A 13,443-nucleotide genomic window follows, 5' to 3' on the forward strand; every position below is an offset into this window, starting at 1 on the left:
CCCCGGACATGCGCGTTCTCGTACTAGGCAGCGGCGTTATTGGCGTCACCAGTGCGTGGTATCTGGCCAAGGCCGGTCACGAAGTGACCGTCGTCGACCGCGAGGCCGGGCCCGCGCTCGGCACCAGCTTTGCCAACGCGGGGCAGATCTCGCCCGGCTATGCGTCGCCGTGGGCGGCGCCGGGCGTACCGCTGAAGGCGATCAAGTGGATGTTCCAGCAACATGCCCCGCTCAGCATCCGTCCGGACGGCACGCTGTTCCAGCTGCAATGGATGTGGCAGATGCTGCAGAACTGCAGCGCCGAACGCTACGCCGTCAACAAGGAGCGCATGGTACGGCTGGCCGAATACAGCCGCGACTGCATCCGCGCGCTGCGCGCGGAGACGGGCATCGCTTATGAAGGCCGCCAGCAAGGCACGCTGCAGGTGTTCCGCACCGACGAGCAGCTGCAAGGCGCGGCCAAGGACATCGCCGTGCTGGAAGAAGCCGGCGTGCCTTACCAGTTGCTTTCGCGCGAGGAACTCGCCGCGAGCGAACCGGCGCTGGCCGCCGTCCGCCACAAGCTGGCCGGCGGCCTGCGCCTCCCCAACGATGAAACCGGCGACTGCGCGCTGTTTACGCAACGGCTCGCGGGCATGGCCGAGCTGCTGGGCGTGAAATTCCTGTACAACCGCTCGATCGACAGACTGATGACCCAGGGCGATGCCGTCACCGGCGCCGTGGTCGACGGCCAGCCGATGGATGCCGACCTGGTGGTGGTGGCGCTGGGCAGCTGGTCGACGCAGCTGGTCAAGCCGTTCCTGCGTGGCATGTCCAACCTGCCCGTGTATCCGCTCAAGGGCTTCTCGATCACGGTGCCGCTGAGCGATCCGTCGCGCAGCCCGGAGTCCACCGTGCTGGACGAAACCTACAAGGTTGCCATCACCCGCTTCGACGACCGCATCCGGGTGGGCGGCATGGCGCAGATCGTCGGCTATGACCGCAGCCTGGATCCGGCCAAGCGCCGCACGCTCGAACACGTGGTCACCGACCTGTTCCCGGGCGCCGGCGATGTCAGCCAGGCCACCTTCTGGACCGGCCTGCGCCCGATGACGCCGGACGGTACGCCGATCGTCGGCCCGACCCAGGTGCGCGGCCTGTGGCTGAACACGGGCCACGGCACGCTCGGCTGGACCATGGCCTGCGGCTCGGGCAAGCTGCTCTCGGACCTGGTCTCTGGCACGTCGCCGGCGATCCGCGCCGACGACCTGTCGGTGGGCCGCTACCTGAAGCCGGCGCGCCATCACCTGGCGCCCAGGCCGGCCACTGCCTGAAGCAGGCTGCCTCGATAAGCAAAAAGGGCGGCCCCGCGGGGCCGCCCTTTTTCTTTCCGGCGACTGTCAGACCACTCAGAACTGCTCGGCCGTCATCGCATTCACCGGTGCCGCACCACTGACGATGGCATCGCGCAAAGCCGACGCCTGCGACAGGATGTGCTCCGCAAAGAAATGCGCGGTGGCGATCTTGGCGTCATAAAAGCCCGGATCCTCGGCCCGCTTCGCATCGGCGGCCAGCATCGCACGGCCGAACTGCCAGCCGGAGAACACGATGCCGCACAGCTTCAGGTAAGGCACGCTGCCGGCAAAGACGGCGTTCGGGTCGGACTTGGCATTGGCCACGACAAACGCCACCACGTCTTCCAGCGCCGCGCGACCCTTGGCCAGTTGCGCCTGTACCGCGGTGAACCCGGCGCAGCTGTGATTGCCCAGCGCAGCCTCGGTCTCGGCGATCTGCGCGCAGATCGCACGCGCCACGGCGCCGCCGTCGCGCACGGTCTTGCGGCCGATCAGGTCGTTGGCCTGGATTGCCGTGGTGCCTTCGTAGATCGGCAGGATACGCGCGTCGCGGTAGTGCTGCGCCGCGCCGGTCTCCTCGATAAAGCCCATGCCGCCGTGCACCTGCACACCCAGGCTGGTGACGTCGATCGACAGCTCGGTGCTCCAGCCTTTCACCACCGGCACCAGGAACTCGTAGAAGGCCTGGTTCTGCTGGCGCACCGCTTCGTCGGGATGCTGGTGCGCCGCGTCGCTGGCGGCCGCGGCCACGTAGGCCACGGCGCGCGCGCCTTCGGTCAGCGCGCGCATGGTCATCAGCATGCGCTTGACGTCAGGGTGGTGGATGATGGTCACCGCCTCGCGCGCCGAACCATCGACCGGGCGGCTCTGCACGCGCTCGCGCGCAAAGGCCACCGCCTGCTGGTAGGCGCGTTCGGATACGGCGATGCCCTGCATGCCGACCGAGAAGCGTGCCGAGTTCATCATGATGAACATGTACTCGAGGCCACGGTTCTCTTCGCCGACCAGCGTGCCAATGGCGCCGCCATGGTCGCCGAACTGCAGCACGGCCGTGGGGCTCGCCTTGATGCCCAGCTTGTGCTCGATCGAGACGCAATGCACGTCGTTGCGCTCACCGGTGCTGCCGTCGGCGTTGACCATGAACTTCGGCACGATGAACAGCGAGATGCCCTTGACGCCCTCGGGCGCGGTGGGCGTGCGGGCCAGCACGAGATGGACGATGTTCTTCGCCATGTCGTGCTCGCCGTAGGTGATGAAGATCTTGGTGCCGAACACTTTGTAGGTGCCGTCGCCCTGCGGCTCGGCACGGGTGCGCACTGCGGCCAGGTCCGAGCCGGCCTGCGGCTCGGTCAGGTTCATGGTGCCGGTCCACTCGCCCGAGATCAGCTTGGGCAGGAAGGTGGCCTTCTGTTCATCCGTACCGGCCGTCAGCAGCGCTTCGATGGCACCATCGGTCAGCAGCGGGCACAGCGCGAACGACAGGTTCGCGGTGTTCAGCATCTCGTTGCAGGCGGTGGCGACCAGCTTGGGCAGGCCCTGGCCGCCAAACTCCTGCGGATGCAGCACGCCCTGCCAGCCGCCCTCGCCGAACTGGCGGAAGGCCTCCTTAAAGCCGGGCGTGGTGGTGACCACGCCGTCCTTCCAGCTGCTCGGGTCCAGGTCGCCGGCGCGGTTCAGCGGCGCGACGACCTGCTCGTTGAACTTGGCGGCCTCGTCCAGCACTGCCTCGGCCGTTTCCGGCGTGGCTTCCTCGAAGCCCGGCAGTTTGCTCACGGCCTCTAGCCCGGCCAGCTCGTTCATGACGAACAGCATGTCCTTGATCGGCGCACGGTAAGTCATCGATGTCTCCCAACATGTATGAAAAAGCCGTTCGCGGGTCACCCCCGGAACGGCTCGTACTTGCTACCAGTGCCGGCCGCCTGGCGGCCGGCAAGGCATCAGCCCAGTGCTGCCACCAGCTCCGGCACCACGGTGTTCAGGTCGCCTACCAGGCCGTAGTCGGCCACGGAGAAGATCGGGGCTTCGGCATCCTTGTTGATCGCAACGATCACCTTGGAGTCCTTCATGCCGGCCAGGTGCTGGATCGCGCCGGAGATACCGACGGCGATATACAGCTGCGGCGCGACGATCTTGCCGGTCTGGCCGACCTGGTAGTCGTTCGGCACGAAGCCGGCGTCCACGGCGGCGCGCGAGGCACCCAGCGCGGCGCCCAGCTTGTCGGCCAGCGGCGTCAGCACCTTGGTGTAGTTCTCGCCCGAACCCACGCCACGGCCACCCGAGACGATGATCTTGGCGGCGGTCAGTTCCGGACGGTCGCTCTTGGCCACTTCGCGCGAAACAAACTGCGAAACGCCTGCGTCGGCCACGGCCGGCAGGGTCTCGACGGCAGCCGAGCCACCTTCGGCGGCGGCGGCGTCAAAGGCGGTGCCGCGCACGGTGATGACCTTGATCTTGTCTTCCGACTTGACCGTGGCGATGGCGTTGCCGGCGTAGATCGGGCGCTCGAACGTGTCCGGGGCGTCGACCTTGGAGATTTCCGAGATCTGGGCCACGTCCAGCTTGGCAGCCACGCGCGGCAGGATGTTCTTGCCGTACGGGGTGGCCGGAGCCAGGATATGCGAGTAGTCGTTGGCGATGGCCAGCGCCTGCTCGGCCACGTTCTCGGCCAGGCCGTCACCGAAGTACGGGGCGTCGGCCAGCAGGACCTTGGTCACGCCGGCGATCTTGGCGGCCGCATCGGCCGCGGCCTTGGCGTTGGCACCAGCCACCAGCACGTGCACGTCGCCGCCGCACTGGGCAGCGGCAGTCACGGTGTTCAGCGTGGCGGCCTTGATGGATTGATTGTCGTGTTCAGCAATGACGAGTGCAGTCATGTTATTTCTCCCCCGCGCTCAGATAACCTTGGCTTCGTTCTTCAGCTTCTGCACCAGCGTCGCAACGTCCGGCACCATCACACCCGCGCTGCGCTTGGCAGGCTCGACCACCTTCAGGGTCGACAGGCGCGGCTTGACGTCGACGCCGAGGTCTTCCGGCTTGACGATATCGAGCTGCTTCTTCTTGGCCTTCATGATGTTCGGCAGCGTCACGTAGCGCGGCTCGTTCAGGCGCAGGTCGGTCGTCACCACGGCCGGCAGCTTGAGCGACAGCGTTTCCAGGCCGCCATCGACTTCACGCGTCACCGAGGCCTTGCCGTCGGCAACCACCACCTTGGAGGCGAACGTGGCTTGCGGCAGGCCAGCCAGCGCGGCCACCATCTGGCCGGTCTGGTTGGAGTCGTCGTCGATGGCCTGCTTGCCCAGGATCACCAGTTGCGGCTGTTCCTTGTCGATCAGCGCCTTCAGCAGCTTGGCCACGGCCAGCGGTTGCAGGTCTTCGTTCGATTCCACCAGGATGCCGCGGTCGGCACCGATGGCCATCGCGGTGCGCAGGGTTTCCTGGCACTGCGTGACACCGCACGAGACGGCGATCACTTCGGTGACAACACCGGCTTCCTTCAGGCGCACGGCCTCTTCCACGGCGATTTCGTCGAAGGGGTTCATGCTCATCTTCACGTTGGCCAGATCGACGCCGCTGCCGTCCGCCTTGACGCGGACCTTGACGTTGTAATCCACCACCCGCTTGACTGCGACGAGTACTTTCATGCGCTCACTCCACTGATAGCTGATAGTCAGAAATTTTGTTCGCTCGTCATTATAACCACCGGGTTGGCGGCTCTCCTGTTTTTCGAACGATCGTACTATTTTATCGGCAAAATGATGCCGGGCATAGCCCGGCAGATCCCAGCCGTCCGACGATTGTGCCGCAAACCGGGGCTTGCGGGCATCGTCTGATTGGATGAAACCCTCAAAGTGACGTCGGATTACCAGGCGGTAATGACCGAGTCCTTGAAGGTCGATGTGACGTATTGCTTGATTTCCGGCGAGTGATAAGCCTTCACCAGCTTGGCCACCCAGGGCTTGCTCTTGTCAGCCTCGCGGATCGCGATCAGGTTGGCGTACGGACCCTTCGGGCCTTCGATGGCGATGGCATCCTTGACGGGCGACAGGCCGGCCGATTCCGCGTAGTTGCCGTTGATGGCGGCGGCATCCAGGTCATCCAGCGAGCGCGGCAGCTGCGCGGCGTCCAGCTCGACGATGCGGATCTTCTTCGGGTTCTCGACGATGTCCAGCGGCGTGGCCTTCAGGCCGGCGTTAGGCTTGAGCTTGATCACGCCCTTGCTCTGCAGCAGCAACAGGCCGCGCCCGCCGTTGGTGGGATCGTTGGGCACGCCCACGCGCGCACCCTGCTTGAGCTGGTCGAGCGACTTGATCTTCTTCGAGTACACGCCCATCGGGAACGTCACCGTATAGGCGATATGCGTGAACTTGTAGCCGCGGTCCTTGATCTGGGCTTCCAGGTACGGCAGGTGCTGGTAGCTGTTGGCGTCCAGGTCGCCGGCGGCCAGCGCGGCGTTGGGCTGGATGTAGTCGCTGAACTCGACCACCTGGATGTTCAGGCCGTCCTTGGCGGCGACCTTCTTCACCTGTTCCATGATCTGGGCGTGCGGGCCGCCGGTCACGCCGATCTTGATCGGCTTTTCCTGGGCGACGGCGCCCGTTGCCAGCGTTGCGCCGATCGCGGCGCCGAGAATCCATTGCAGCAGGTTGCGACGTTGCATGATATGCGTTCCTGTTTCAGAAAATAATTGACTTGGCGTTGACGGATTAGCGGTGGCTGATACGGCGGACAAGCCAGTCGCCGAAGCTCTGCACGGCCTGCACGAACACGATCAGGATCACCACCACCGCCACCATGACCTCGGTGATATAGCGCTGGTAGCCGTAGCGGATGCCCAGGTCGCCCAGACCGCCGCCGCCGATCGCGCCGGCCATGGCCGAATAGCCGACCAGGCTGACAAAGGTGATGGTCAGGCCGGCGACGATGCCGGGCATGGCCTCGGGCAGCAGCACCTTCCACACGATCTGGCGGGTGGTGGCGCCCATCGACTGAGCGGCCTCGACCAGGCCCTTGTCGACCTCGCGCAGCGCGCTTTCCACCAGGCGCGCGATAAACGGGATCGCCGCGATGGTCAGCGGCACGATCGCCGCGGTGGTGCCGATCGACGACCCGACGATAAAGCGCGTGAACGGGATCACCACCACCAGCAGGATGATGAACGGGATCGAGCGCACCGCATTGACCACCACGCCGATGCTGCGGTTGAACAGCGGATGCGACAGCACGCCGCCGCGGTTGGTCAGGTGCAGCAGCACGCCCAGCGGCACGCCCAGCAGCGAGCCGACCACGCCCGAGATCGCCACCATCAGCAGGGTCTCGTTGAACGAGGTCAGGAACAGGTCAAACATTTCAGACCACATGCTCGAACTCCTCCACCACGACGCCTTGCGCCTGCAGGTATTCCATCGCAGCCTTCACGTCGGCCAGTTCGCCCGTGGCCATGATCGCCAGCGAGCCGAAAGCCTGCCCCTGGATCTCGTCGATATGGCCGTGCAGGATATTGAAGTCCAGCCCGTAGCGGCGGATCGCCTGGGCCAGCACCGGCTGGTCCACGCCCTCGCCGGTGAAGGCCAGGCGGTAGACATGGTCGCGCCCGTTGCCGAGCCGGCTCTCCACGCGCTTGAGCACGCTGGCCGGCAGTTCCTGCGAGATGACGTCGCCGATCATGGCGCGGGTGACGTCGTGCTGCGGGCGCAGGAATACGTCGATCACGCGCCCGGTCTCCACCACCTGGCCGGCTTCAAGCACGGCCACGCGGTCGCAGACCTGCTTGATGACTTCCATCTGGTGCGTGATCATCACGATGGTCAGGCCCAGGTCGCGGTTGATCTGCTTGAGCAGTTCCAGGATGGAGCGGGTGGTTTCCGGGTCCAGCGCGGAAGTGGCCTCGTCCGAGAGCAGCACCTTGGGCTTGCTGGCCAGGGCGCGCGCAATGCCCACGCGCTGCTTCTGCCCGCCGCTGATCTGCGCCGGATAGCGGCCCTTCAGCGCCGACAGGCCCACCAGGTCCAGCAGCGGCAGCACCGTCGCGGCAATCTCAGCCTTGGGCTTGCCGGCCAGTTCCAGCGGCAGCGCCACGTTCTCATACACCGTGCGCGACGACAGCAGGTTGAAGTGCTGGAAGATCATGCCGATCTCGCGGCGTGCCAGGCGCAGCGCGCCCGTGTCCAGCGCGGTCAGCTCCTGGCCCGCGACGATCACGCGGCCGCTCGAGGGCCGGTTCAACAGGTTGATGGCGCGTACCAGCGTGCTCTTGCCGGCGCCGCTGCGGCCGATAATGCCGAAGACCTCGCCCGCCGCTATCGACAGGCTGACGTCCCGTAATGCATGCACGTCGCCAGACGCGCCCGGGAAGCGCTGCGACAGTCCTTGCAGTTCGATCATGGAAAGGTGACCAAAAGAAAAACGGCAACAGGCGAGGGATCTCCAGCGCTGTTGCCGCTCGTTATTTTTCTGAAGCGCGTATTTTATGCGATTCGCTTCATACCATAAACGACTTTTTACCGATGTCTTTATACGTTCCCGGCATATAAGGGGCAAAAAAGTCGATCATGAACCACGCCAGGACGGCGAACGCTTGTCAATGAAGGCCTGCACCCCCTCCAGCGCCGACTCGTCCATCATGTTGCAGGCCATGGTCTGGCCGGCCAGCTGGTAGGCGGCCTCGATGCCCATTTCCAGCTGGCGGTAGAACAGACACTTGCCGGCGGCCACCGCGGCGGCCGGCTTGGCGCAGATGCTGGCGGCCAGGCGCGCCACCTCTTCGTCGAGCTGGCCAGCGGGCACCACCCGGTTCACCAGCCCGCGCTCACGGGCGGTTTCGGCGTCGATCATGTCGCCGGTCAGCAGCATCTCCATCGCCTGCTTGCGGTGCAGGTTGCGCGTCAACGCCACCCCGGGCGTCGAGCAGAACAGGCCCAGGTTGACGCCGGACACCGCAAAGCGCGCATCGTCGGCGGCCACCGCAAGGTCGCACATGGCCACCAGCTGGCAGCCCGCCGCCGTGGCAATGCCCTGCACGCGCGCAAGCACCGGCTGCGGCATCTTCTGGATCGCCATCATCATGCGCGTGCAGCGGTCGAACAGGCGCCGGTAGTAGTCGTGCGACGGCGAGGCCCGCATCTCGCGCAGGTCGTGCCCGGCGCAGAAGGCCTTGCCGGCGCCGGCCAGCACCACCACGCGCACGGTATGGTCCGACGCCAGCCGGCCGAGGGCTTCGGTCAGCGCGTCGAGCAGCGCTTCTGACAGTGCATTGAACGCCTGCGGCCGATTCATGGTCAGCCGCACCACGCCCGCGGTGTCGCGCGATTCGGTCAGCAGCGGCGCGTCCACGCGCGCATCGGTCTCGGCCATGGCCATGCTCTCCTATCGTTCCAGCAGCACCTTCAGGTGCGCCAGCACGCTGCGGCCCAGCGCGCTCAGGTTGTAGCCCCCCTCCAGGCAGCTGACGATGCGGCCCTGCGCATGGGCGCGCGCAACGTCCACCAGCTGGCCGGTGATCCAGGCGTAGTCCTGCTCCACCAGGCCCATCTGGCCCAGGTCGTCCTCGCGGTGCGCGTCAAAGCCGGCGGAGATAAACAGCATCTGCGGGCGGAACTCATTGAGCCGCGGCAGCCAGATGGTCTCGACCACTTCGCGCACGGCCATGCCGTTGGTATAGGCCGGCAGCGGTATGTTGACCATATTGGGCGCGAGATGCTCGGTGCCGCTGTACGGATAGAACGGGTGCTGGAAAATGCTGCACATCATCACCTGCTCGTCGCCGCGGAATGCCGCTTCGGTGCCATTGCCGTGGTGCACGTCGAAATCGATGATGGCCACGCGCTCCAGCCCGTGCGCCCGCAGCGCGTGGCGCGCGGCGATGGCGACGTTGTTGTAGAAGCAGAAGCCCATCGCGCGGTCGGGCTCGGCGTGGTGGCCGGGCGGGCGCACGCAGCAGAACGCGTTTTCGAACTCGCCGGCGATCACCGCATCGGTGGCCGCCACCGCCGCGCCCGCGGCCAGCGTGGCGGCGGCAAGCGTGTGCGAGTTCATCGAGGTATCCGGATCGATCGCGTGATAGCCGCTGGCCGGGCTGGCGCGCTCGAGTGAATCGACATAGTCGGGCCGGTGCACGCGCTCAAGCTGCTCGCGCGTGGCGGGCGGGGCTTCGCGGCGCTCCAGCAGCCCGTCCAGGCCGTGCGAAATCAGGTGATCCTCGATCGCCTGAAGGCGTTCCGGGCACTCCGGATGGAAATGCCCCATCTCGTGCCGCTGGAACTCGGGGTGCGTGTAATAGCCTGTCGGCATCTCTTATCGTCGCGATGTTGTCTCCAATCGCTACGTTAGCACACGCCAGCCCAAGCCACCCAGCGGCGCCGGCGCGCCATCTCGTGACGACTTGCCGGCAGTTGCCGCAGTGGCATCCGCTATACTCGGTGCGACTTGCAAAGGACATCATGACCGACACCCAGCGCTCACTGCGACGCCCCCTGCTGGGCGCCGCGCTTTCCGCTGCCGCACTCGGACTCTGCGGCCTCTCCCCCAGCCTGCTCGCCGCGGGCAAGCGCCGCGTCAGCATGCGCGAGGAAGAGATCGAACCCGGCCGCTACCGCGACAATCCGCAGACCCGCGCATTTATCGACGAGATGGTGGCCCGCCACCGCCTTGACCGTGGCATGCTGCAGGAGTGGTTTGGCCAGGCGGTCTATTCCGCCACCGTGGTGCGTCTGATCATGCCGCCCGCCACCACCGGCCGCAAAAGCTGGCGCACCTACCGCTCGCGCTTTATCGAGCCGATCCGCATCAACGCGGGCGTGCGCTTCTGGCAGGACAACCGCGACACGCTGCGCCGCGCCGAAGCCGAGTTCGGCGTGCCGGCATCGGTCATCGTCGGCATCATCGGCGTGGAAACCATCTATGGCCGCGACATGGGCACCTTCCGCGTGCTCGATTCGCTGTCCACGCTCGCCTTCGACTACCCGGACACGCCCAACCGCGAAGCCCGCACCACGCTGTTCCGCAACCAGCTGGCCGACTACCTGCTGTGGTGTCGCGACACCCGCACCGACGTGTACTCGGTGCTGGGCTCCTTCGCGGGCGCGATCGGCATCCCGCAGTTCATGCCGACCAGCCTGCGCGAATACGCCATCGACTACGACAACAACGGCCGCATCGACCTGCGCAACAGCCCTACCGACGCCATCGGCAGTGTCGCGCGCTTCCTGCAGCTGCACGGCTGGGAGCCGGGCCGCCCGGTGGTGTGGCGCATTGCCGGCGACGCCGGCAGCCTGGGTATCGCCACCGCCGCGGCCGACGGTGAGCCGTGGCCCACGCGCACGCTCAACCAGCTGACCCGCGCCGGCCTGCGCGTGGACGAGCCGATCGACCCCGCGCGCGAAGGCGAGACTGGCGTGCTGGTGGTGGACTTGCCCACCCCCGACCAGCCGACCGAGTACCTGCTCGGCCTGCGCAACTTCTACGTGCTGACGCGCTACAACCGCAGCTTCTTCTATGCGCTGGCGGTGTACCAGCTGGGCGAGGCGGTCAAGGCGGCGATGGGCTGACGCCAGCTGCCCGCCAAAGCAAGAAAGGCCTCGCATTTGCGAGGCCTTTCTTGTTGGCACCGGTTCAGGTCACGCCGGGAACACGCCGGTCGACAGGTAGCGGTCGCCGCGGTCGCACACCACGAACACGATGGTGGCGTTCTCCACTTCCTCGGCAATGCGCAGCGCCACGCAGAGCGCGCCCGCGGCCGAAATGCCGCAGAAGATGCCCTCTTCGGACGCCATGCGCCGCGCCATGTGCTCGGCATCGCCCTGGCTCACCGGCTCGGTGCGGTCGATGTAGCTGGCATCGTAGATCTTGGGCAGATACGCCTCGGGCCACTTGCGGATGCCCGGGATGCGCGAGCCTTCGGCCGGCTGCGCGCCGATGACCTGGATCTCCGGGTTCTGTTCCTTCAGGTAGCGCGACACGCCGGTAATGGTGCCGGTGGTGCCCATCGCCGAAACGAAGTGGGTGATGCGGCCGTCGGTATCGCGCCAGATCTCCGGCCCGGTGCCCTCGTAGTGCGCCTGCGGGTTGTCCGGGTTGGCGAACTGGTCGAGGATCACGCCCTTGCCATCGCGCTCCATCGAATCCGCCAGGTCGCGGGCGTACTCCATGCCGCCCTTGACCGGGGTCAGGATGATCTCGGCACCGTAGGCCGCCATGCTCTGGCGGCGTTCGAGGCTCAGGTCCTCGGGCATGATCAGCACCATCTTGTAGCCGCGGATGGCGGCCGCCATGGCCAGCGCGATGCCGGTATTGCCGGAAGTCGCCTCGATCAGGGTGTCGCCCGGCTTGATGCGCCCGCGCGCCTCGGCCCGGGCGATCATCGACACCGCGGGGCGGTCCTTGACCGAACCGGCCGGGTTGTTGCCTTCGAGCTTGCCGAGGATCACATTGCCGCGCGCGTCGTTGGCGGCACCGGGGATGCGCTGCAGTCTGACCAGCGGCGTATTGCCGATGGTGTCTTCAATTGTCTTGTAGGCCATGGAGCGAGGGGTCGCGAAAGGGGGTCGCAAACGGGGGATTCCAATTCGCCGGCCATTGTAATCCAGACACCTATCCCTCGCCGGCAGGCGGGATTTACGCAGCCACCCGCCCGCCTGCGCCCATCCTGCCCTGGCTCAGCCCTCTTCGTGGTTGCCTTCGCCCAACAGGTGGTACAGCAGGATGCAGCCGAAGGTGGCAGTCCCGATGCCGCCCAGCGTCATGCCGCCCAGTTTCAGCGTCAGGTCGCCGGCGGCCACCGTCAGCGTGGCGCCAACCGTGATCAGGTTGCGCGAGCTGGAGAAGTCCACCTTGTTCTGCACCCAGATCCGGCCCGCCGTCGCCGCGATCAGGCCGAACACGACGATGGTCAGCCCGCCGATCACCGGACCCGGGATGGTCAGGATCAGCGCACCGAACTTGGGCGAGAAGCCCAGCAGGATGGCCACCGCGGCCGCGACCACGAAGATCAGCGTCGAGTAGATCTTGGTGACCGCCATCACGCCCATGTTCTCGGCATAAGTGGTCACGCCGGTGCCGCCGCCGCTGGCCGACAGCATGGTCGCGATGCCGTCGCCGATGAAGGCACGGCCGATATACGGGTCCAGGTTGCGCCCGGTCATCACGCCGATGGCCTTGATATGGCCCAGGTTCTCCGCCACCAGCACAATCGCCACCGGGGCGATCAGCAGCATGGCGCTGAGCTCGAAGGTCGGCGCCGTGAACGCCGGCAGCCCGAACCAGCTGGCCGCTGCCACGCTGGAGAAGTCGATCGGCTTGCCCAGCCCCATCATATTGGTGCCCAGGTAGTAGGCGAGGTAGCCGGCCAGGCCGCCGATCAGCACCGGCAGGCGCCCGATCATGCCGGGCGCACGCACCGCCACCAGCCCCACGGCCACCACCGTCAGCAGGCCCACCCAGGTATCGAGGGCCGCCCCGCTGACCGCCTTGACCGCTACCGGGGCCAGGTTCAGCCCGATCGCCGCGACGATGGCGCCGGTCACCACCGGCGGCATCAGCTTTTCGACCCAGGCGTAGCCCACCGCCTGCACGATCAGGCCGATCACCGTGTACAGCGCGCCGGCGGCGATGATGCCGCCCAGTGCCACCGGGATATTGAGGTTGGGGCCGCTGCCCGCGTAGCCGGTGGCGGCGATCACCACGGCGATGAAGGCAAAGCTGGAGCCAAGATAGCTCGGCACCCGCCCGCGCACGCACAGGAAGAAGATCAGCGTGCCGATGCCGGAAAACAGGATGGCGATATTCGGGTTGAAACCCATCAGGATCGGTGCAATGGCGGTCGAGCCGAACATCGCCACCACGTGCTGGATGCCGGCCAGCAGCGTCTGCCCGGCGGGCAGCCGCTCATCCGGCCCGATCACACCTTCGGTCTTGAGCCGCCATTGCGGCAGGAATCCCGCGTCCTCGCCATTCGCCATATTGTTCTGCTCCCTGTGGTCCGGGCTGGCCGCCTGGTCGGCGGCCGCCGCGTTTGTGCCTGGTTGTTTGGTAGATGCGTGCCTGTCGGCAGTCACGCGCGGCAGATCCTGCCGGCGCGGCGTCCGCATGATACTCCGCCGCCACGGGGCGTGCGAAG

Annotated in this window: 12 protein-coding genes; 2 read left to right on the forward strand and 10 right to left on the reverse strand. The window is 66.5% G+C overall.

Annotated elements, in window-relative coordinates:
* Positions 1–8: 8 nt before the first annotated feature.
* Positions 9–1,313, forward strand: coding sequence for a D-amino acid dehydrogenase (locus C265_RS08375; RefSeq protein WP_010812935.1), 1,305 nt, complete (start codon positions 9–11; stop codon positions 1,311–1,313).
* Positions 1,314–1,388: 75 nt separating this feature from the next.
* Here the strand turns inward: C265_RS08375 and C265_RS08380 are convergent, their stop codons facing one another.
* The 8 genes from C265_RS08380 to C265_RS08415 form a co-directional block, all read right to left on the reverse strand.
* Positions 1,389–3,173: an acyl-CoA dehydrogenase gene (locus C265_RS08380; RefSeq protein WP_010812936.1), complete on the reverse strand. Its 1,785-nt coding sequence runs from the start codon at positions 3,171–3,173 to the stop codon at positions 1,389–1,391.
* A gap of 98 nt (positions 3,174–3,271) precedes the next feature.
* Entirely contained in the window at positions 3,272–4,207 is a 936-nt protein-coding gene (locus C265_RS08385) for an electron transfer flavoprotein subunit alpha/FixB family protein (RefSeq protein WP_010812937.1), read from the reverse strand.
* 18 nt (positions 4,208–4,225) lie between these two features.
* The gene (locus tag C265_RS08390; protein ID WP_010812938.1) at positions 4,226–4,975 is read right to left on the reverse strand and encodes an electron transfer flavoprotein subunit beta/FixA family protein; all 750 of its coding nucleotides are present in this window, start codon (positions 4,973–4,975) and stop codon (positions 4,226–4,228) included.
* A 218-nt stretch (positions 4,976–5,193) separates the two neighbouring features.
* Positions 5,194–5,991 (reverse strand): MetQ/NlpA family ABC transporter substrate-binding protein, encoded by a 798-nt coding sequence (locus C265_RS08395; RefSeq protein WP_010812939.1) that lies wholly within the window; start codon positions 5,989–5,991, stop codon positions 5,194–5,196.
* Between the two features lie 46 nt (positions 5,992–6,037).
* Positions 6,038–6,691, reverse strand: a complete 654-nt coding sequence (locus C265_RS08400; RefSeq protein ID WP_010812940.1) for a methionine ABC transporter permease — start codon at positions 6,689–6,691, stop codon at positions 6,038–6,040.
* Positions 6,681–7,715 carry a methionine ABC transporter ATP-binding protein gene (locus C265_RS08405; protein WP_010812941.1) on the reverse strand — a complete coding sequence of 345 codons (1,035 nt, stop codon included), beginning with the start codon at positions 7,713–7,715 and terminating at the stop codon, positions 6,681–6,683. The genes C265_RS08400 and C265_RS08405 overlap by 11 nt, the downstream gene beginning before the upstream one ends.
* 165 nt (positions 7,716–7,880) lie before the next feature.
* Positions 7,881–8,684 carry an enoyl-CoA hydratase gene (locus C265_RS08410; protein ID WP_176844231.1) on the reverse strand — a complete coding sequence of 268 codons (804 nt, stop codon included), beginning with the start codon at positions 8,682–8,684 and terminating at the stop codon, positions 7,881–7,883.
* 12 nt (positions 8,685–8,696) lie between these two features.
* Complete coding sequence (locus C265_RS08415) at positions 8,697–9,620, reverse strand: histone deacetylase family protein (RefSeq protein ID WP_010812943.1); 924 nt, start codon at positions 9,618–9,620, stop codon at positions 8,697–8,699.
* Positions 9,621–9,769: 149 nt separating this feature from the next.
* Here C265_RS08415 and mltB point away from each other — a divergent pair, with 149 nt between their 5' ends.
* Complete coding sequence (mltB, locus tag C265_RS08420; protein WP_010812944.1) at positions 9,770–10,876, forward strand: lytic murein transglycosylase B; 1,107 nt, start codon at positions 9,770–9,772, stop codon at positions 10,874–10,876.
* Positions 10,877–10,945: 69 nt separating this feature from the next.
* Here mltB and cysM read toward each other — a convergent pair whose 3' ends face one another.
* Positions 10,946–11,848, reverse strand: a complete 903-nt coding sequence (gene cysM / locus C265_RS08425; RefSeq protein ID WP_010812945.1) for a cysteine synthase CysM — start codon at positions 11,846–11,848, stop codon at positions 10,946–10,948.
* Between the two features lie 135 nt (positions 11,849–11,983).
* On the reverse strand, positions 11,984–13,285 hold the full coding sequence (locus tag C265_RS08430) for a solute carrier family 23 protein (RefSeq protein WP_010812946.1): 1,302 nt from the start codon (positions 13,283–13,285) through the stop codon (positions 11,984–11,986).
* Positions 13,286–13,443 lie beyond the last annotated feature (158 nt).

It is taken from the genome of Cupriavidus sp. GA3-3, assembly GCF_000389805.1.
In the GTDB taxonomy this organism is placed as follows: Bacteria; Pseudomonadota; Gammaproteobacteria; order Burkholderiales; family Burkholderiaceae; genus Cupriavidus; species Cupriavidus necator_D.

Bases quoted from the DNA above. Each gene is read 5' to 3' on its own strand.
- C265_RS08415 (WP_010812943.1), bottom strand. From the start codon at position 9,620: ATGCCGACAGGCTATTACACGCACCCCGAGTTCCAGCGGCACGAGATG.
- C265_RS08410 (WP_176844231.1), bottom strand. From the start codon at position 8,684: ATGGCCGAGACCGATGCGCGCGTGGACGCGCCGCTGCTGACCGAATCG.
- C265_RS08375 (WP_010812935.1), top strand. From the start codon at position 9: ATGCGCGTTCTCGTACTAGGCAGCGGCGTTATTGGCGTCACCAGTGCG.
- C265_RS08430 (WP_010812946.1), bottom strand. From the start codon at position 13,285: ATGGCGAATGGCGAGGACGCGGGATTCCTGCCGCAATGGCGGCTCAAG.
- C265_RS08395 (WP_010812939.1), bottom strand. From the start codon at position 5,991: ATGCAACGTCGCAACCTGCTGCAATGGATTCTCGGCGCCGCGATCGGC.
- C265_RS08400 (WP_010812940.1), bottom strand. From the start codon at position 6,691: ATGTGGTCTGAAATGTTTGACCTGTTCCTGACCTCGTTCAACGAGACC.
- C265_RS08390 (WP_010812938.1), bottom strand. From the start codon at position 4,975: ATGAAAGTACTCGTCGCAGTCAAGCGGGTGGTGGATTACAACGTCAAG.
- C265_RS08385 (WP_010812937.1), bottom strand. From the start codon at position 4,207: ATGACTGCACTCGTCATTGCTGAACACGACAATCAATCCATCAAGGCC.
- C265_RS08405 (WP_010812941.1), bottom strand. From the start codon at position 7,715: ATGATCGAACTGCAAGGACTGTCGCAGCGCTTCCCGGGCGCGTCTGGC.
- mltB (WP_010812944.1), top strand. From the start codon at position 9,770: ATGACCGACACCCAGCGCTCACTGCGACGCCCCCTGCTGGGCGCCGCG.
- C265_RS08380 (WP_010812936.1), bottom strand. From the start codon at position 3,173: ATGACTTACCGTGCGCCGATCAAGGACATGCTGTTCGTCATGAACGAG.
- cysM (WP_010812945.1), bottom strand. From the start codon at position 11,848: ATGGCCTACAAGACAATTGAAGACACCATCGGCAATACGCCGCTGGTC.